The sequence below is a fragment of the Aeromonas sp. Marseille-Q7275 genome (assembly GCF_965119515.1).
This window is the reverse complement of record NZ_CBCPLW010000010.1, coordinates 38,527-58,210: the sequence shown is the minus strand read 5'-3', so window position 1 is coordinate 58,210 and position 19,684 is coordinate 38,527. Positions and strand designations below refer to the sequence as shown.

Annotated in this window: 16 protein-coding genes; 9 read left to right on the top strand and 7 right to left on the bottom strand. The window is 62.2% G+C overall.

Annotation, left to right across the window (positions count from 1 at the left end; all coding sequences use genetic code 11):
- The first annotated feature begins 3 nt into the window (after positions 1-3).
- Positions 4-498 (top strand): TlpA disulfide reductase family protein, encoded by a 495-nt coding sequence (locus ACWPWQ_RS11250; protein ID WP_454009798.1) that lies wholly within the window; start codon positions 4-6, stop codon positions 496-498.
- Between the two features lie 69 nt (positions 499-567).
- On the opposite strand, the gene bepA is transcribed toward ACWPWQ_RS11250, so the two are convergent.
- Entirely contained in the window at positions 568-2,022 is a 1,455-nt protein-coding gene (gene bepA / locus ACWPWQ_RS11245; RefSeq protein ID WP_454009797.1) for a beta-barrel assembly-enhancing protease, read from the bottom strand.
- A 121-nt stretch (positions 2,023-2,143) separates the two neighbouring features.
- Here bepA and ACWPWQ_RS11240 point away from each other — a divergent pair, with 121 nt between their 5' ends.
- From ACWPWQ_RS11240 to ACWPWQ_RS11230, 3 genes are all read left to right on the top strand, one after another.
- Positions 2,144-2,374, top strand: coding sequence for a sulfurtransferase TusA family protein (locus ACWPWQ_RS11240; protein WP_106887269.1), 231 nt, complete (start codon positions 2,144-2,146; stop codon positions 2,372-2,374).
- A gap of 63 nt (positions 2,375-2,437) precedes the next feature.
- Positions 2,438-3,508 (top strand): AI-2E family transporter, encoded by a 1,071-nt coding sequence (locus ACWPWQ_RS11235; protein ID WP_139435855.1) that lies wholly within the window; start codon positions 2,438-2,440, stop codon positions 3,506-3,508.
- Positions 3,509-3,691: 183 nt separating this feature from the next.
- On the top strand, positions 3,692-4,501 hold the full coding sequence (locus tag ACWPWQ_RS11230) for a MipA/OmpV family protein (RefSeq protein WP_404838150.1): 810 nt from the start codon (positions 3,692-3,694) through the stop codon (positions 4,499-4,501).
- Positions 4,502-4,577: 76 nt separating this feature from the next.
- On the opposite strand, the gene ACWPWQ_RS11225 is transcribed toward ACWPWQ_RS11230, so the two are convergent.
- Positions 4,578-5,378, bottom strand: a complete 801-nt coding sequence (locus tag ACWPWQ_RS11225; RefSeq protein ID WP_454009796.1) for an alpha/beta fold hydrolase — start codon at positions 5,376-5,378, stop codon at positions 4,578-4,580.
- A gap of 251 nt (positions 5,379-5,629) precedes the next feature.
- Between ACWPWQ_RS11225 and ppk2 the strand changes: the two genes are divergently transcribed.
- Positions 5,630-6,445: a polyphosphate kinase 2 gene (gene ppk2 / locus ACWPWQ_RS11220; RefSeq protein ID WP_202046237.1), complete on the top strand. Its 816-nt coding sequence runs from the start codon at positions 5,630-5,632 to the stop codon at positions 6,443-6,445.
- Positions 6,446-6,549: 104 nt separating this feature from the next.
- On the opposite strand, the gene ACWPWQ_RS11215 is transcribed toward ppk2, so the two are convergent.
- From ACWPWQ_RS11215 to yejK, 5 genes are all read right to left on the bottom strand, one after another.
- Positions 6,550-7,686: an ABC transporter ATP-binding protein gene (locus ACWPWQ_RS11215; protein WP_247626780.1), complete on the bottom strand. Its 1,137-nt coding sequence runs from the start codon at positions 7,684-7,686 to the stop codon at positions 6,550-6,552.
- 69 nt (positions 7,687-7,755) lie between these two features.
- Positions 7,756-8,646, bottom strand: coding sequence for a maltose ABC transporter permease MalG (gene malG / locus ACWPWQ_RS11210; protein ID WP_025326477.1), 891 nt, complete (start codon positions 8,644-8,646; stop codon positions 7,756-7,758).
- Between the two features lie 12 nt (positions 8,647-8,658).
- A complete protein-coding gene (malF, locus tag ACWPWQ_RS11205) occupies positions 8,659-10,311 on the bottom strand; it encodes a maltose ABC transporter permease MalF (protein ID WP_404838148.1) in 1,653 nt (550 codons plus the stop codon).
- Positions 10,312-10,382: 71 nt separating this feature from the next.
- Positions 10,383-11,564: a maltose/maltodextrin ABC transporter substrate-binding protein MalE gene (malE, locus tag ACWPWQ_RS11200; RefSeq protein WP_025326475.1), complete on the bottom strand. Its 1,182-nt coding sequence runs from the start codon at positions 11,562-11,564 to the stop codon at positions 10,383-10,385.
- Between the two features lie 396 nt (positions 11,565-11,960).
- Complete coding sequence (gene yejK / locus ACWPWQ_RS11195; RefSeq protein ID WP_202046239.1) at positions 11,961-13,010, bottom strand: nucleoid-associated protein YejK; 1,050 nt, start codon at positions 13,008-13,010, stop codon at positions 11,961-11,963.
- 73 nt (positions 13,011-13,083) lie between these two features.
- Between yejK and ACWPWQ_RS11190 the strand changes: the two genes are divergently transcribed.
- The 4 genes from ACWPWQ_RS11190 (at position 13,084) to ACWPWQ_RS11175 (ending at position 19,654) form a co-directional block, all read left to right on the top strand.
- Positions 13,084-13,311 carry a YejL family protein gene (locus ACWPWQ_RS11190; RefSeq protein WP_011705556.1) on the top strand — a complete coding sequence of 76 codons (228 nt, stop codon included), beginning with the start codon at positions 13,084-13,086 and terminating at the stop codon, positions 13,309-13,311.
- 43 nt (positions 13,312-13,354) lie between these two features.
- Positions 13,355-15,202, top strand: coding sequence for a DUF3413 domain-containing protein (locus tag ACWPWQ_RS11185; protein ID WP_247626783.1), 1,848 nt, complete (start codon positions 13,355-13,357; stop codon positions 15,200-15,202).
- A 259-nt stretch (positions 15,203-15,461) separates the two neighbouring features.
- Positions 15,462-17,612 carry a TonB-dependent hemoglobin/transferrin/lactoferrin family receptor gene (locus tag ACWPWQ_RS11180; protein ID WP_454009795.1) on the top strand — a complete coding sequence of 717 codons (2,151 nt, stop codon included), beginning with the start codon at positions 15,462-15,464 and terminating at the stop codon, positions 17,610-17,612.
- Entirely contained in the window at positions 17,612-19,654 is a 2,043-nt protein-coding gene (locus ACWPWQ_RS11175) for a prolyl oligopeptidase family serine peptidase (RefSeq protein ID WP_454009794.1), read from the top strand. Before ACWPWQ_RS11180 ends, ACWPWQ_RS11175 begins: the two co-directional genes overlap by 1 nt.
- The last annotated feature ends 30 nt before the right edge of the window (positions 19,655-19,684 follow it).

The window sequence follows — 19,684 nt, the reverse complement described above, 5'->3', positions numbered from 1 at the left end:
CGGATGGGCAGGGTAAGCGGGAAGGATATGGAAATGAAACGAATCTGTTGGCTGATTGTGGCCACCCTGCTGGGGGCCTGCAGCCCGGAGCCCGACTTCACCGACGAGACGGGCAACAACATCAGCCTGAGCGCCCTGGCGGGCAAGCCGCTGCTGGTCAACTACTTCGCCCCCTGGTGCGCCCCCTGCCTGCGGGAGATGCCCCTGCTCGCGGCGCTGCACCGGGAGGGACAGATAGGGGTCATAGCCATCAACTATGATCCCGCCTCCCCCGGCGAGCTGGCCGAGCTGGCCCGGCGCCATCAGATAGCCGTGCCCCTGATGATCCCCCTCGATGAGGCCAACCTCCCCTTCCCAAGGCCAGGCGCGCTGCCCACCAGCTACCTGCTCGACGGCAAGGGGCAGTTGCAGCAGACCCTGGTGGGGGAGCTCGATGAGCACAAGCTCGCCGCCATCCAGGCCTGGGCCGCCACACAAGTCTCCTCGGCACGGCCCTGATGGCCCCATGACGACACGGGGTGCACCCTCTCTGGTGCACCCCGTTGCATGCAGGCGCGGTCAGCCGGACTAGCCCTTCAGGCTGTCCAGATCCTTCTTCGCCCGCTCCAGCTGAGTGATGCGCGCCTCGATGCGGGCCAGGGTCAGCTTGTCGCTGGTGGTGCCACGGGCCACGATCAGCTCGTCGATGGCCGCCTGGTAGTCACCGCGCAGGGAGAGGGTCTCCGCCCGCGCCATGTGCAGATCCGTCATCCGTCCCGCCTTGCGATAGGCATCCGACAGCAGGCTCCAGGCCAGGCTGTTCTCGTCGTGCTCACGGGCGTAAGGATCCAGCAGGGCGATGGACTTCTTGTAGTTGCCCGCCTCCAGATAGGCGTTGCCGAGGTTGACCACCACCACCTCGTTGTCCGGCATCCGGGTGCGGAAGCGCTCCAGCCGGGCGATGGCCTGGGCGCTGCGCCCCTTGGCGAGATCGATGTCGGTCAGGGCATCCACCACGAAGAGATCCTCCGGATGGCGGGCGGCCAGACTCTGCATCAGGGTATCGGCCTCGTCGGTGCGCTTGAGCTGCAGCAGGGCCAGCGCCTTGCCATAGGTGGCGGCGTCTTTGAGGGGGTAGTCCCCCTTCTGCAGGCGGCTGTCGAAATAGGTGAGCAGCGCCTGGGGGCTCTCGGTGCCATAACGCACCTGGATGCGCACCTTGGCCAGCCAGAAGTCGAGGCTGGGGGGCAAGGCACGGCGGCCATAGCTGTTGGCGCGGGCGCGGGCTTCGCTGATCCGGGTCTCCGGCAGGGGGTGAGTGAGCAGCATCTCGGGCGGCTTGCTGGCGTAGCGGTACTCCGCCGCCAGTTTCTGGAAGAAGCTGGCCATGCCCATGGGATCGAAACCGGCATCATAGAGCGTCTTCATGCCGATGCGGTCCGCTTCGTACTCGTTGTCACGGGTATAGTTGATGGCCGACTGCATGGAGAGCCCGAGGGTAGTCTGCAGCGCTGCTATGCCGGCAGTGGGGTTGATCACCGCCAGCGCAATGGAGCCCACCAGACCGGCCAGGGTCATGGCCGAGCTGCTCGCCTGCGCCTCCATGTAACGGGCGATGTGGCGCTGGGTCACGTGGGTGATTTCGTGAGCCAGCACCGAGGCCAGCTCGCTCTCGTCGTCGGCGTAGAGGAAGAGGCCGGTGTGCACCTTGACCCGCCCGCCGAGGAAGGCGGCCGCGTTGATGCTGGGATCGTTGATGAGGAAGAAGGTAAAGGGGAAACGCACCCCGTCGGCATTGGTGAGCAGGCGCTGACCCAGATCGTCGATGTATTCGTTCAGCACGGGATCATCGATGATGGGCAAGCCCGCCCGGGCAAACCGCATGAAGGCATTGCCATAACGCACCTCCTGCTCGATGGGCAGGGCGGCAACCCCGGCGGTGCCGATGTCGGGCAGCTGGTTGTTCGCCTGAGCCTGAAAGGTCGCGCTCATCAGGGATACCAGCAGGGGAAGCGATGCCATCAAGGGGGAAAAACGGGCCACAGTATTTCTATCTCCATCAGAAGGGGCTCGGGCAGAATACCCTTGCCCATCAAGGCCCACAAGCGTTGTTTCATACTGGTATCACGGCCATAATGGCCACCACGCACGCAATGGAATCCCCATGGAACAGCTCGACCTGACACCCTGGCGTTGTCCCGAGCCGCTGATCCGGCTCAAGCTCTGGTTGCGCCAGGCAAGACCCGGCCAATCCCTGCACCTCATACTGGGGGATGCAGGCTCCCGGCAGGACATTCCGGCCTACCTGCAACGCCTGGGTCACAGCGTCCGCCCCCTGGAAGAGTCCGCCGCCCGCCTCTCCCTGCTGCTCGTGGTCGGGAGCCGGCCATCATGATGTCGCCAGACTCCGGGCTGCCCCTTTCCATCCTGATGACAAGGTAAAACCAAGGAAGCCTCGATGTTAGATGTATTGAAGCGCTGGTATCAGACCCGTTTTTCCGACCCCGATGCCGTTACCCTGTTCCTGCTGCTGGTGTTCTGCTTCGCCGTGCTCTGGCTGTTCGGCGATCTGCTGGCCCCCCTGCTGGTGGCCGTGGTGATGGCCTATCTGCTGGAGTGGCCGGTCAGCCGCCTGCAACGCACCGGGCTCTCCCGCCCCCTGGCCACCAGCCTGGTGCTGCTGCTGTTTCTCTCTGTGACCACCATGATGCTGCTGGGGCTCATCCCCACACTGGTGAGCCAGGGGGTCAACCTCGCCAAGGAGGCGCCCTCCATGCTGGCCCATGCCCAGGACGCGGTGCGCACCCTGCCGGAAAAGTACCCCGAGATCATCGACGTCAGCCTGGTCGAGACCATCATAGACAACATTCGCCAGCGCATTCTGGCAGGGGGGGAGCAGCTGGTGAGCGCCTCCCTCAGCTCCCTCATCAACGTGGTGGCCATCCTCATCTACGCCATCCTGGTGCCCCTGATGGTGTTCTTCATGCTCAAGGACAAGCAGGTGCTGATGAGCGGCCTGCGCCGCTTCCTGCCCCGCAACCGCACCCTGGTCAACCGGGTCTGGGTGGAGATGAACGACCAGATCATCAACTACATCCGCGGCAAGGTGATCGAGATCCTCATCGTCGGGGTGGCGACCTACATCCCCTTCGCCCTGATGGGGCTGCGCTACTCGGTGCTGCTGGCGGTGGCGGTCGGCTTCTCCGTGCTCATCCCCTACATAGGGGCGGTGGCGGTGACCGTGCCCGTCGCCATGGTGGCCCTGTTCCAGTGGGGACTGACCCCGGACTTCGCCTGGCTGATGGTGGCCTATCTGGTCATTCAGGCCCTCGACGGCAACCTGCTGGTGCCCCTGCTCTTCTCCGAGGCGGTCAACCTGCACCCTGTGGCCATCATCGTTGCCGTGCTGGTGTTCGGCGGGCTCTGGGGCTTCTGGGGGGTCTTCTTCGCCATTCCCCTGGCGACCCTGGTGAAAGCGGTGCTCAACGCCTGGCCCAAGCGGGACGAGGCGCCCCGCCCCGCCCCCTGATGAGAAGAGAGGCTTTCGCCTCTCTTTTTTTCACTGCGAACTCATGGCCCCGCACTCGGTTCCCGCCTGAATCCAGATGCGGCGCAATGACGCTATCAACTTGAATTTGAAATAAAAACAGGCTTCACTGACAAGGTTGTCGGCAGTATGCTCTGCCAGCCCCGACCCATGAAGGATCACGCCATGCCCCCTGTTCGTCCCCTGCACAGCGCCGCGCTTGGCGCACTCCTGACTCTGCTGTTCGCGACCCAGGCCCGGGCCGAGGTCGATCTCGGCTCCCTCGATATCTTCGTGCAGGACAGCCCCACCAGCCCGGTGCCCAAGGGACTGGTGCTGGGCGGCGCCGTCATCGGTGGCGATGCCCGCTATCAGGGCCAGGATGACACGGCCCTCGCGATACCGGGTTTCATCTACTTCGGCGAGCAGTTCATGTTCCTCGGGGACAGGGCCCGCTACTACTTTCACAAGGATGACAGTTTCGCCGCCTACGGTTACGGCAGGATGCGCTTTGGCAACCTGGATCCCGACGATGCCCCCGAGCTGGCCGGCATGGAGCAGCGCGAGTGGCAGCTGGAAGGGGGCATAGGCGCCAGCCTCATCACCCCCTATGCCCTGCTCAGCACCCGCCTCAGCACGGACGTGACCGGACGCAGCAACGGCCAGGAGCTGCTGCTGTGGGCCGACTTCCCCATACTGCGGGACAGGCTGCTCATCATGCCCGGCATGGGGATGATGATCCGCAGCGACAAGATGGCGAACTACTACTTTGGCGGCGTCTCGGGGGGCGAGGCCACGGGGCTGCGCCCGGCGTGGGACACGGGCACCACCCTCTCCCCCATGGCGGCCATCATCACCAGCTACCGTTTCAGCCCCCACTGGATCGGCATGTTTGCCGCCAACTACGAGCGCTACGACGACGACATCGCGGATAGCCCCATCGTCCAGCACAAGGGGGAGCTCTACGCCGGCTTCGCCGTGGGGTATATCTGGTAACCCAACCGCCAACCAACAAGAAGGGAGCCATGGGCTCCCTTCTTGTTTGATGTGACTCGCAGCCGGCATGCGGCCATCACAGGGTGGCCAGGAACTCGGCCAGGGTCCGGTTGACGAACTCGGGGTTCTCCAGGGTCGAGATGTGACCTGCCCCCGGTATCTCCCTGAAGGGGCAGGCCAGCGCCTCGGCCATCAGATACCCCTCCAGCACCGGGCGCGCCTTGTCCTCACAGCCTGTCATCACCAGGCTCGGCATCGCCATCTCTTCGAGCCACTCGATGCGATCCTCCCGGGTCACGAAGCTACGCCCCACCGCCACCAGGCTCGCCACCTGGTCCGCCGGCCACTGGGCGAGCCGCGCCTTGAAGCCGCTCATCAGGGCGGGATCCGGCTCATGGGCAAAGAAGAGCGGCGCCACCTGCTCGATGACGGGGGCAGGAAGGGTGCCCAGCTGCTCTATCGTGGCCAGCATGCCGAGGTAGCGCTCGCAGGGGATCTGGGGCTCCCAGCCCACGAAGGTATCCATCAGCACCAGCCCCTTGAGGCGAGCGGGCGCCATGCGCGCCAGCTCCACCCCCCACATGCCACCAATCGACAGCCCCACCAGCACACACTGCTCGATGTCGAGGGCATCGAGCAGTGCCAGGTGATCCCGGGCCAGGGTCTCAAGGGAGCAAGGGCCTTCCGGCAAAGAGTCTGAATCCCCGTGGCCCCAGAGCTCGGGGACGATGCAGCGATAGCTGCCCTTGAGCGCCTCGACTTGTGGCGCCCACATGGCACTGTCCCACAAATAGCTGTGGCCAAAGAGCAGCACAGGGCCCTGCCCCTCGTCCAGATAGGCCATACGGCGGCCCGCTATCTCCATAAAATGCTTCATGTTATCTCCTGTTGCCAGCCGCTGCTGATGAGACGGCCGTGCAAAATCGCCATAAATGGCTTCATGTTTTTTCTGTTGCCAGCGGCTGATGAGGCGGCAGTTTCAATCGCCATACCCATACAATGGCTTCATGTTTTTTTCTGTTCTGCTGGCAGCGACGGGGCGGCAGTGTAACACGCCACCCTTGGCAGTGGCGCCTCCCTGGTGCAAGCTGGGGTGGCCCACAAAAAGGACTCGAACAGGAGAAGATCATGCCGAAGGAAAAGAGCAAGAAACGCCCGCGCCTGGACAAGAAGACCTATGAACACCACCTGGCCCAGCTGCAGGAGGAGCTGGTCAAGCTGCAGGAGTGGGTCAAGCAGGAGGGGCTCAAGGTAGTGGTGCTGTTCGAGGGGCGCGACGCCGCCGGCAAGGGGGGCGTCATCAAGGCGATCACCGAGCCCCTCAATCCCCGGGTCTGCCGGGTCACCGCCCTGCCCGCGCCCTCGGACAGGGAGCGCACTCAGTGGTACTTCCAGCGCTATGCCGCCCACCTGCCGTCGGCGGGCGAGATGGTGCTGTTCGATCGCTCCTGGTACAACAGGGCCGGGGTGGAGCGGGTGATGGGCTTTTGCACCGACGCCGAATACCGCGAGTTTCTGCGTGCCTGCCCCGAGTTCGAGCGGATGCTGACTCGCTCCGGCATCACCCTCATCAAGTACTGGTTCTCGGTCAGCGACGAAGAGCAGGAGAAGCGCTTCAAGGAGCGCATCAACACCCCCATCAAGCGCTGGAAGTTCAGCCCCATGGACTTGCAGTCCCGCTCCCGCTGGGTGGAGTACTCCCGCGCCAAGGATGACATGTTCACCTACACGGATACCGAGGACTGCCCCTGGTTCGTGGTGGAGGCAGACGACAAGCGCCGCGCCCGCCTCAACTGCATCGCCCACCTGCTCGGCAAGGTGCCCTACGAGGCGATCCACTACGAGCCCATCAAGCTGCCCCCCATCAAGACCGAGGGGTATGAGCGCCCGCCCCTGACCAGCCAGACCTTCGTGCCCGACATCACCGCCGCGCTCGATACCTGATCCCCGTCACCCTGCCCGCTTGCCCGCACGGCAGGCAATAAAAAGCCGGTCATTCGACCGGCAAAAAGGCATTGAATACTACGGAAACCTGCACAACAACACCATCAGGTGCGGATATATCTGGCGGTACGGGGGAACGCCTGCTCCTTGGCATCGAACAGGTAGCAGGCCTCGGCCGGAATGCCGACGCTGTACTGCTCGCCGGTGGCCACGTCCACGTCCGAGCTGGCCTTGACGGTGAAGTCGTGACCATCCACGTCCATGTAGACGAAGGACTCGGCCCCCAGGTGTTCAGCCACCTGCACCACCCCGCTCACCCGGCTGTCGGCATGGGCGTGATCCAGCGGCACCAGGTGCTCGGGGCGAATGCCCAGCTCCACCTTGTCACCGACGGCGCCGCTGCGGGCATCGACCCGGGCACGCACTGTATCGCCGGAGGTCAGCTTGACCACGCACTCCTGCTCGCCTATCTCCAGCAACTCGCCCGCCAGGAAGTTCATCTTGGGAGAGCCGATAAAGCCCGCCACGAACTTGTTGTCCGGGTTGTGATAGAGCTCGAGCGGGGTGCCGAACTGCTCCAGGTTGGTGGTCGCCTCGCCCTTGAGCGGGCTCAGCACCACGATACGGTTGGCCAAGGTCATGGCCTCCACCTGATCGTGGGTCACGTAGATGATGGTGGAGTTGAGCTCCTTGTGCAGCTTGGCGATCTCGATGCGCATCTTGACCCGCAGGGCGGCGTCCAGGTTTGACAGGGGTTCGTCAAACAGGAACACCTGGGGTTGCTGCACGATGGAGCGACCGATGGCCACCCGCTGGCGCTGACCACCGGAGAGCGCCTTGGGCTTTCTGTCCAGCAGGGGCTCGAGCCCCAGGATCTCGGCGGCACGCATCACCCGCTTGTGGATGTTCTCCTTGTCCATCTTCTTGAGCTTGAGGCCGAAGGCCATGTTCTCGTAGATGTTCATGTGGGGGTAGAGGGCGTAGGACTGGAACACCATGCCCACGTTGCGCTCCACCGGCGGCACGTCGTTCATGTAACGACCGCCTATGGTCAGCTCACCGCTGGTGATGTCCTCCAGCCCCGCGATCATCCGCAGCAGGGTGGACTTGCCGCAGCCGGACGGGCCGACGAAGACGATGAACTCCCCTTCCTTGATGGCCAGGTTGATGTTGCGCAGCGTGTCCTTGTGGACAGCCGGATCGTAGTTTTTGCGAACGTTGTTGAGTACTACTTCAGCCATGACGAGCTCCGCTCTGAAATCTGTGCAAATCGTGATAGTCGGGGGAGCACTCCCCCGGCCATTAAAACCTTAACCTTTCACCCCACCCGCGGTGAGGCCACCCACCAGCCAGCGCTGCGCCATGAGGAAGACGACAGTGATGGGCAGGCCGGACAGCACGGCGGCGGCGGCGAAGTCACCCCACAGATAGTTCTGCGGATAGAGGTATTGCTGGGCACCGACCGCCAGGGTCAGGTTGTTCACATCCTGCAGCAGGATGGAGGCCACGGGCACCTCGGTGATGGAGCCGATGAAGGCCAGAATGAAGACCACCGCCAGGATGGGCACCGACAGGGGCAGCAGGATCAACCTGAATGCCTGCCAGGGGGTCGCACCATCGATGGCCGCCGCCTCTTCCAGGGAAGAGTCTATGGTCTCGAAGTAGCCCTTGATGGTCCAGACGTGCAGCGCTATGCCGCCCATGTAGGCCAGGATCAGGCCGCCGTGGGTGTTCAGACCCAGCCAGGGGATGTAGTCGCCAATCTTGTTGAACAGCGCATAGATGGCCACCAGTGCCAGCACCGCCGGGAACATCTGGAAGATCAGCATCCCCTGCAATATGGTCTGCTTGCCACGGAACCGCAGACGGGCAAACGCATAGGCACAGGTGGTGGAGAGCACCACTATCATCAGGGCCGTGATGCCCGCGATCTTGATGGAGTTCCACAACCAGGTCAGCACAGGGAACGGCGGTGGCGTGATGCTGCCATCGGCGTTGGTGATGGACATGCCGAGCGCCAGCTTCCAGTGATCCAGGGTCGGATTGGAGGGGATGATCTCCCCCACCGAGAAGTTGCCGTTACGGAACGAGATGGCGATGACCATGATCACCGGGAAGATGATCAGCGCCAGGAAGCCCCACATGACCAGGTGGGTTGCCCACACCCGGTATTTCACTGATTTGGGTTGTACGATAGCCATTGAGAAGCCTCCTTACAGCTTGTCCGCTTTGGACAATTTCAGGTTGAGCAGTGCAAGCGCGCCGACGATGAGGAAGATGGCGGTGGCGATGGCACTGGCCAGACCGTAGTCCTGACCACCCGAGCCCTGGAACGCGATCCGGTAGGTGTAGTTCACCAAGAGATCCGTGGTCCCGGCCGGGGTACTGGCCCCTATGATGTCCGGCGCCCCGTTCGTCAACAACTGGATAAGCACGAAGTTGTTGAAGTTGAAAGCAAAGGATGCAATCAACAGGGGAGTCAGCGGCTTCATCAGCAGCGGTACCGTGATCTTGAAGAAGTTCTGTACCGGACCCGCACCGTCCATGGCGGACGCCTCATAGAGATCTTCCGGGATGGCCTTGAGCAGCCCCATGCAGAGGATCATCATGTAGGGGTAGCCAAGCCAGGTGTTGACGATGAGGATCATCACCTTGGCCAGGAAGGGGGTGGTGTACCAGTCCGGCTTGATGCCGAACGCCGCTTCCAGGAACAGGTTGATCTCGCCGAAGTTCTGGTTGAACAAGCCCTTGAACACCAGGATCGAGATGAACGCCGGTATCGCATAGGGCAGGATCAGCATGACCCGGTAGAAACCGCGCCCCCTGAGCTGCTCCCACTGCACCAGACAGGCCATCACCATGCCGATGGCCAGGGTGAAGGCCACCGAGCAGGCGGAGAAGATCACTGTCCAGACGAAGATCTGCATGAAGGGACCCTGGATACCCGGGTCTGTCATGATGCGGACGAAGTTCTTCCAGCCCACGCTCACCACGAAGCCAGGGGCAATGCCCTTGCCGACGAAGTGGCCATCAGCATCTATGTACTGATAGAAGCCGGTGTCGCCGTTGGGCAGCATCAGCTCGCCGTTCTGGTTGTCCCGCAGCAGGTTGCCGTCCTTGATAACGACACCGGACTTGAGCACGGCCCCGTCAACCAGCTGGGTATAGAGGGGCTTTTGCGCCGCAAACTTGCGCAGGCTGCTCAGGGTCAGGTGGATGGTACCATCGGGCAGCACCAGATCCAGGGCGCTCAGGTGAGTGCGGTGATCGACGATGGCACGTATGGGTGCCGCCTGGTCGACCGCTTCCCCGTTCAGGGGTTGCAGCTGAACAACCTGTGGCTCGTCACGGACTCTGCCCTCACGGACGGCCAGTTCACGTGCCTTGTTGTTCAGCAGGGTAAGGGGTTGACTGATAAAGGATTGGTCGTCCTGTTGCAGCAGCAGCTGAAACTGATTGTTCTCACCACCCAGGAGGGTGAAATCGAATTCACCGCCGGTCACCTTATAGATTTTTTTCAGATGGAAATCCCGTGCCTGCTCGAGAGAGAGCAAGTTGGACCCCGAATAGTTGGTGAAGGCGATGCCGATCGTGTAGGCAAGAGGGAAGATGATAAAAACAACCATGCCTGCCACACCGGGGAAGATATAGCGGTGGGCATAGGTCTTCTTGTTCATGAAGACATAGAGACCGACGGAAACGACCACCAGATCGAGCAGGGCAAACACCCACTCGCCGCTGGCATACATCATCACGGCCGCATAACCATTAAGCACTGCAATCAGTGCCGCCATGGTCCACTTCAGCCAGACGTACTTGTCTTTCTTCGGACCGGCATAGGATTCGATAGAAGGTACAACTTCCATGCCAATTAACCTTTATTGCGCCAAGAGAGATTGGAGAGAGTGGGAGGCCCGAAGGCCTCCCTGGTGCTAGCTTACTGGACGATGCGCTTGGCAGCGGTATCCAGGGCTTCGTCAACGCTCTGACGGCCAGAGGTGACGTTCTTGAGGGCTGTTTCGAAGGAAGACCAGAAACGGCTCATCTCAGGCACGGACGGCATCGGCTCGCCATTCTGGGCGTTCTGCATGGTGGCCTTGATGTTGGGGTCGGTTTCCAGGGTCTTCTGGAAGGACTTCAGCGCCACGGCACCCAGCGGCTTGTCGGCGTTCACCGGCGCCAGACCGGCATCGGTCAGCAGGTAGTTTTCCAGGAACTCGATGGCCAGATCCTTGTTCGGGCTGGCGGCGTTGATGGTGGCACCCAGCACGCCGACGAAGGCCTTGGCCGGATTACCCTTCAGGGTCGGCAGCGGCGCTACGCCGTACTTGATGCCGCTCTTGTCCAGGTTGCTCCAGGCCCAGGGACCGTTGATCATCATGGCCACTTCGCCCTTGTTGAACTTGGCATCCATGACACCGTAGTCGATGCCCTTCTCCAGGTGACCGGACTTGATCATCTCGGAGATGTAGCCGACGCCGGCCTTGGCACCCGCGTTGGCCACGCCGGTGTCTTTCACGTCATAACCGGTGGCGGTCTTCTTGAAGGCATAACCACCGTTGGCAGCCACCAGGGGGTAGCTGAAGTAGGGGGTGTCATAGGCCCACATGATGGCGCGCTTGCCATTTTTCTTCAGGTCTTCGTCGATCTTGGCGATCTCTTCGAAGGTCTTGGGCGGATTGGGCAACAGATCCTTGTTGTAAATCAGGCTGACGGCTTCCACCGCGACCGGGTAGCCATAGGTCTTGCCATCAACAGTCATGGCGTCCCAGGCGAACTGCTCGAACTTGGCCTTGGTGGCGGCGTTCGGAGTCACTGGCACCAGCAGACCGGCCTTGACCCACTCACCGTAACGGTCGTGAGCCCAGAAGAAGATGTCCGGGCCGTTGCCGGTGGCGGCGGCTTGCTGGAACTTCACTTCTACCTGGTCCGGGTGCGCGACGGTCACCTTGATGCCGGTCTCGGCTTCAAACTTTTTGCCTACTTCGGCCAGGCCGTTGTAGCCCTTGTCACCGTTGATCCAGATGGTCAGCTGACCTTCGTCAATCGCAGCAGTGGCTGAGCAAGCCACACCCAGGGTAGCCAGACCGATCAGGGATGACAGCAATTTCTTTTTCATGAGCCTTTCCTTGTATTAGTTCCGCGCTGTAAGAGCATTGTGTGCGAGATGAATATTATCCCAAGCCTGCAACGCCTCACATGACACGCCTCGCATTTTTGAAATGCAATTACGTATTTTCTTCCAGAAAGTTATGAAAACATTTTCTTATTTCAGCGACTTATCGGGATTTATCGCCATATTTTTGGCCTTGCATGGAAAATTAATTACCGAAAAGAAATAAATTTACACCATTGAAAGGGGTTTCACCCCATTGAAAACCCTTTCAACTCCATTATTTTGTTTAATGTGTTAACAAAAGTACCAAGCCGGATTCCAGACTCATCTCCCCCTTAAATAAAAAGGCACCGGAGCGGACTCCGGTGCCTTTTTGCCAGAAATGGTGACTGGATCACATTATGACTGGCGCAGCAGCTGATCCTTGAGGTTGGGCGGCACACCACGAATGGTCAGGGTGTCGGTCTGGGGATCGTAGAAGACCCGGCTGTTCAGCAATTTCTGCTCGAAGCTCAGGGTGAGACCGCCACCTGAGCCGACAAACTTGGTCAGACCGCGCAGGGTGGATCGATCGGCCGGGAAGCGATCTTCCAGCTCATATTCCTGACCGATGAAGCTGTAAAAATCGAGATCGCCGTCCCCCGGCAATTCCGCCGAGAGCTCCTTGATTTCGATCTCTTCACCGGCGCTCGCCTGCTCGGTGCAATATTTGAAGACCTGCTTCTTGTAATCATTGCGCTCGGCGGGTTCGAGCTGGCGGCTGTCGCAGTAATCGTCCACCGCCTGCAGCAAGCCTTTATTTTGTACCTTGGCATCCATGCCCTCGCGGGCACCCAGCAAGTCCATGAAAAAGTCCCCCAGCTTGCGGCCGACCCGCCCCTTGCTGAAGGTGATATAACGACGAGAGTCAGGCTGGGTTTTCCACTCGGTCAGATCGATGCGGGCCACCAGGTTGAGTTTGCCGATATCCAGATAATGAATGTGACGCAGGTCCAGCGCCTCGCTGACGGTGACGCTCTCCTTGCCCTCCAGCAGGGCGATCATCAGATAATCGACCCCAACATAGTTGTATTTGGCAATCAGCAGCACGCCCTGTTCATCGAGGGCGTGCTCCACCAGCTGCTTGACCAGCATCTGGGTCAGGGTGATCGAAAAGGGGACGAATTCGGTCTGCTCGCCAAGCAGCTGTTCGAGGGCGATGCGAAAGGCCGGAGACGGCTGTTTGGGAGCCTCTTCACCTTCTGCCAGCTCGGCGACGTCGGCTTCCGGGTCTGCAAAGAAACCGAAGCCCTTGCCACCCTTGCCGTTGTAGATGCGATGCAGTTCTGCCATCAGCCCTTGCACCGCCTCGTCGGCAGGCAGAGTCTGACTGCGGGTATCGGCGTGGGGCTGACCGTCATTGCCGGCGCGCAGGGAGTGAAGAATGATCTTGTCGATATCGAGACTCATGTCACAAAGCCATAGTGTTAGCCGAAAGGGTGAAGTATTATAAGGCGCTTTGAACCGAGATGAACCCAAGATTATGCCCATCGTATCAAAGTACAATAACGAGCAGTTTGACGCCCTGATGAACGACCTGATCACCGCCCTGGAGAAACACAAGGCGCCGGTGGATCTCAGTCTCATGGTGCTTGGCAACCTGACCACCAACATCATCAACGGTATGGCCCCGGCCCAGCGTCAGGCGATCACCGAGAAGTACATCCAGGCGCTCACCGCCTCGGTGGATCATCGCCACGATGCTCACTGAGTTTCTTCGCATTCTTTGATGTTTTTCAAGCAGATGGATCATTATGGTCGAAACCGGCAACCCCTATCGTGATAACGTTTCTCGCCTGATCACCTGGGGGCATTGGTTCTCCTTCTTCAACATCATCCTGGCCATGCTGATCGCGACCCGCTATCTGGGTTCCATCAGCTGGCCATCGACCACGCTCGGGGTCACCTATCTCATCGTCAGCTGGATAGGCCATTTCTCGTTCCTGAGCTTCGTCACCTATCTGCTGACCGTCTTCCCCTTGAGCTTCGTGCTGCCCAGGGAGAAGCCACTGCGCTTCATTTCGGCCATCATCGCCACCCTGGCGCAGGTGCTGCTGCTCATCGACACCCAGGTGTTCCAGCTGTTCAAGTTCCACTTGAATGGCCAGGTGTGGCAACTGCTGCTGGATCAGGCCCAGACCGAAGAGGGCTCTATCTGGAGCATCATCTTCGTCGCCGTGCCCACCATCTTCCTGCTGCAACTGCTGCTGTCGGCCTATGTGTGGCGCAAGATCAACAAGCGCAAGCGCCGCCAGTACGGCAATCAGGTGGGGCTGGCCCTGCTGGTCTGCTTCATGCTGACTCACCTGGTCAACAGCTGGGCCGATGCGACCCTGTATCAGCCCATCACCATGCAGCGCGCCAACTTCCCGCTCTCCTACCCCATGACAGCCCGAAGCTTCCTGGCCAAACATGGCTGGCTCGATCTCGAGCAGTATGAGAAGAAGGCCGAGAACCAGGGCAGCGCCGAACATCGCCTGCTCTATCCCCTGCGCCCTCTCAGCGTGAGTGCCCCGAGCGAGCACAAGAACCTGCTGGTGGTGGTGGTCGACTCCCTGCGGGCCGACATGCTCAACAACATCAACATGCCCAATCTGCAGCGCTATGCGGATCAGCACCTCAACTACAGACGCCATATGAGTGGCGGCAACGATGACGCCATGGGGATGTTCGGCCTCTTCTACGGGCTGCCCGGCCACTACTATGGCGACATCCGTGCCGACAAGCGCCCGCCGGTGCTGTTTGACGAGATGCTGCGCCAGGACTATCAGTTCGGCCTGTTCGGTGCCCTGGAAGACGCCAAGCAATATCAGCAGAGCCTGCTCGCCGGCCTGCGCAAGCAGGTGTTTGTCTCCCGCCAGAGTGATGACACTCGCCTCATCGGCGACTGGCAGCAGTGGCTTGGCACGCGCACCGCGGACAGACCCTGGTTCTCCCTGGTCTATCTCTCGAGCCCGGGAGATTATCAGGTGCCCGCCAGCCTCAAGGGCCCCTTCCAGCCCGAGCTGACCCGGTTCAACCCGGCTACCGCCTACAGACCCGAGAACCTGCAGAAGCTGGAGAATCGCTACAAGAACTCGGTGTTCTACACCGACCAACTGCTGGAGCAGATGCTCTCCCAACTGCAGCAGCAGGGTCTGAGCGAGCAGACCATAGTCGTCATCACCTCCAATCACGGCCAGGAGTTCAACGAAACCCAGAGCAACAGCTGGGGCTATGGCAGCAACTACTCCCCCTATCAGGTGCAGGTTCCCCTGGTCCTCGCCTGGCCCGGCGTCGAGAGCCAGCCACAGGAGCAGGCAAGCAGCCATCTGGATCTGGTGCCGACCCTGATGAAGGGCATGCTGGGGGTACGCAATCCTCCTCGCGACTACAGCACGGGGCGCAGCCTGTTCGACACCAGCCCGCGCAACTGGCTGCTGGCCGGCGATCAGAATGACTTTGCCATCTATCAGGACAACACCATCACCCAGTTCAACAAGCAGGGTGACTTCGAGCTGCTGGATCGCGCCACCTATCGCCCCATCAAGCACGGCACCCCGGACATGGGGGCCATGATCCAGGTGATGAACGAGCTCAACCGCTTCTATCGCACTCCCTAGGTGCTAGCACGGCTCCAATCAGCCCGCCTTCTCGGCGGGCTTTTTATTGCCTCAAGATCCAGGTGGAACGCTCCCTTCCCCTCCCCCGGTCAGCGCCTTTCGCAAACGTATGCCCTGCAACTACTGATTCATCTCTCAAAAAACTCAGTCCGATCAAGATCATAAAACCAAAATGATAATGATTATCAATCGTTGAAGCGAAGGGATTCATCTGCAATAATCCGCGCCCTTCAGGCTTAAATAAAAATCATTATCAACAATGAAAACACTGCTTCACTACTGGCCCATGCTGCTGTCCGGTACAGCCCTGGCCGCCAGCGATCCCGCCGGGACAGATCCCGAACCCAGGGCCCACGAGACCATAGTGGTCAAGGGGCAGCGCATCGAGCAGAAGCTGTCCGATGTCTCAGGCTCCATCACCGTCATCACGGAGGAAGATCTGGATCGCCAGGTCGCCACCGAGCTCACCGACGTGTTCAAGAACGAACCCGGGGTCTCGGTGACCGGCTCCGCCGGTCGGCCGCAGAACATCATCATCCGCGGCATGGGCGGCAACCGGGTGCTCATCATCAAGGATGGGGTGCGGGTCAGCGACGGCTTCGGCGCCGACGACCTCAACGACAAGGTGGGCCGTTTCAGCTTCGATCTCGATGACGTCAAGCAGATAGAGGTCGCCAAGGGTGCCGGCTCCTCCCTGCATGGCTCCGACGCCATCGGCGGCACCATAGTCATCTCCACCAAGCAGCCGGAGGACTACCTGCAGGGGCAGGATGCTTATCTGGACAGCAAGGTGCTGCAGGACGGCAGCAGCGACAAGCAGAAGCTGAGCGCCACCGGCGCCGCCCGGGTACTGGATAGCGAGCACCTGCTGCGGGTCTCCGGCTGGCAGGGGCACGAGACCGCCAACTATGACGAGAGCCGCATCCCGGCGGATCTGGACGGCCTCAGCGCCTCCACCAGCTCCCGCTTCCCGTTAAGCGATCACCACCTGCTGCGCCTGGAGCTCGACTACTTCGAGGACAACGCGGAGCGGGATCAGGGACCGCGCGAAGTGCCCCAGCCCGACGGCAAGTGGCAGGTGCGCCAATACCACGAGCAGGGCAGCCAGCGCACCCAGGGGGGCAAGCTTGGCTGGGAGGCGAGCGATCTCGGCAGTCTGCTGGCGGATCAGTTCACCTGGAGCCTCTATGGCAACCACTCCAAGAACAGCGCCAACAAGCGCAGCCTGCTGCAAAACGACCTGCTGAGCGGCTATCCCCGCTACCGCAGCGAGCGGGAGCTCTCCACCTTCACCGAAGAGAGGGTCGGCAGCGAGCTGGACGTGCGCCGGGATCTCGTCACCGGCGCCATCGCCCACAAGCTGAGCTACGGCGTCGAGCTGGAGCGTACCCGCCACGAGCGGCCGGTGGAGAAGCTGAGCCTGGAGGCGGGGGTACCCCAGCCCAGCCAGTCCGAGCCCTTCAGCAGTGCCCGCACCGACCGGGCCGGCGTCTGGCTCGGCGACGTGGCGACCCTGGGCCGGTGGCAGTTCACCCCCACCCTGCGCATGGATCACCAGTGGCTGCGCCCGCAGGATGGCAATCAGGGCGAGAACCACAGCTGGCATCTCTCCCCGAGCCTGGCCACCAGCTACCGTGTCAACGAGCAGTGGCGCAGCTGGCTCAGCTATGCCAACGGCTTTCGGGCCCCCTCCTACGACAAGGTGTACGGCAACATTCCCCACTACTTCGCCCTGCCGCCATTCCAGATCATCGCCAACACGGATCTGAAGGAGGAGACCAGCCACAGCCTTGAGTGGGGGCTCAGCGGCGAGGGGGAGAACTGGAGCATCAAGCCGGCCCTCTTCTACAACCGCTACTACAACTTCATCGACTGGCGCGAGGTGGGGCTGCGCCTGAGTGACGGCGTCATCCTGCGCCAGTACCGCAACGTGGCCAAGGCCGAGACCTGGGGCGCGGAAATCGCCGCCAGCTACTGGCTGACCCAGGAGTGGGAGCTGGCCACCAAGCTCGGCTGGGTCGACGGGGAAGACAGCCAGGGCGAGGCTCTGCGCACCCTGACCCCGCTGGAGGGCAACACTCGCCTCAGCTACCAGACCCATGACTGGAGCCTGGGGGTGCAGGCGGACTACGCCGCTGCCATGAGCCGGGTGCCCAGCTGCGGCAACAGCCTGACCAAGAGCCAGGATGCCTGCCTCACGAGCGCGGGCTGGTTCAGTCTCGCCATGACGGCGGACTGGCTGATCACCGATGCCCTCAAGGTCAACCTCAAGCTCGATAACCTGTTCGACACCCGCTACACCCGCTATCAGGACGTGGCCGGGCTGGAAGCCGGTACCGACGCCTCCCTCTTCACCCAGAGCGGCCGCACCTTGAGTGCCAGCCTGCGCTACACCTTCGTGGGGATCTGATGCACAGCCTGCTTGTACTGGCCAGCCTGCTGGCCACCCCGGCCCCTGCCGCCCCGCTTCCTGAGGCAACCCAGGAGGCAGCGCCCCTTATCCCCGAGCGTCCACAACTGATGAAAGGGGTGATAGCCCGCCTCGATCCCTATGGCGGCTGGCGTGACGACAGTCGCCGCGCCCCCGAGCTGCTGGCGCTGCTGCGCGAGCAGAATCGCTGGACCGACGAGCAACTCGCCGCCCAAAAGCCCCTCGAAACAACGCTGCAAGGGGAGTGGCAGGCCAGGGAACGGGGCGAGCCCCTGCCAAAGGAGTGGCTGACTCAGGCGGGCAGCCAATGGCGCATGGAGGCGGACGGCAGCCTGTGGCAGCGCAGCGACGCCCGCGACGCCCCCCGCCAGCGGCTGGCCCCCCGTCAGCCCGATCAGGGTTACTACGAGATTGCCGCCTGGGCCCTGCACCCGGATGGCCGCCTGCTTGCCCTGGCCGAAGACAGCCGTGGGGACAGGGACTACCGCATCACAGTGCTGGATCTGGCGAGCGGCGAGACGCTCACCACCCTGGCGCACCGGGCCAGCGATCTGCTCTGGAGCCTGGATGGCAAGACCCTCTACACCATTGCCAACGAACCCCGCACCCTGCGCCCCTGGCAGCTGTGGGCCTGGCAGGCCGGCAAGGAGTCGCTGGTGCACCGGGAGGCCGATCCCGCCTGGCTGCTCAGCCTCTATCGCACCACGGACAACCGCCACCTGGTGCTGCAGAGCAACAACCACGACAGCTCGGAGCAATACCTGCTGGATGAGGGCGGCCCGAGCCTGCTCAGGGCCCGTGAACATGGGCTCGAATACTACCTGGATACCCAGGGGGAGAGGGTGCTTGTCAAGAGCAACCGGGACGGGGCCATGGGGCTTTATCAGGCGCCCAGCCTAACGAGCCTGGCGACTGATCCCTGGCAGCCCCTCTGGTCCGGCGAGGGCCGGGAGCTCGAGAAGTGGCGCCTGTTTGCCCGCCACACAGTGCTGCAATACCGCAAGGCAGGGGACGACTGGCTCGATGTGCTGGATGCAGGGGGCAAGCTGACCCACAGCCTGGCGCTCACCGAAGGGGCCGGCACGGCCTGGATCCAGGGGGCCCATGATCCCGCCAGCCAGCAGATCCTGATCCGCCGCCAGGGCATGGCCGAGGCGCCGCACCAGCGCTGGCTGGATCTCGCCTCCGGTCAATGGCAAGCCGCTGACAAACCGGTCGCGAGCCCCCTCTATCAGAGCGAGCGGCGCTGGGTCGTCGGCAAGGACGGCGTCAAGGTGCCTGTCTCCCTGGTGTGGCGCAAGGACATCCAGGCGCCCAAGGCGCTGCTGCTCTACGGCTATGGCGCCTACGGCACCCCCATGCGCCCCTACTACCAGCCCCAGGTGTTGAGCCTGCTGGATCGCGGCTTCGTCTACGCCATCGCCCACGTGCGCGGCGGGGGCCTGCTGGGGGAGGCGTGGTACAAGGAGGGTCGCGGCCAGCGCAAGCAACACAGCGTGGACGATTTTCTGGCGGTGGCAGCCAGCCTGGCCCGGGATCCCGCCATCGATCCGAACCGGCTGTTCGCCATGGGGGGCAGCGCCGGCGGCCTGCTGGTGGCGGCGGCCCTCAATCAGGCACCGACCCGCTTCGCCGGGGCCGTGTTGCAGGTCCCCTTCGTCGACCTGCTCGGCACCATGCAGGATCCCGAGCTGCCCCTCACCCGCCAGGAGTACGGGGAGTGGGGCAATCCGGCCATCCCGGCCGACTATGCGGTCATGCGCCGCCTGAGCCCCTACGACAACCTGCACGCGGCCCCCTACCCGCCCCTCTATGTGACGGCCGGGCTGCACGACAGCCAGGTGCCCTACTGGGAGCCGCTCAAGTGGCTGGCCCGCCTGCGGGCCCACAGCACAGGGGCCGGTCCCTATCTGCTGCACACCGAACTCGACGGCGGCCATCTCGCCAGTGCGGGTACCGCGCAGCAGAAGGCTGCCCGTGAATATGCCTTCCTGCTCTCCCTGGCTGGGGTCCGTCACTGATGTCCGCATTCACCTTTTCTGTTTTGGAGT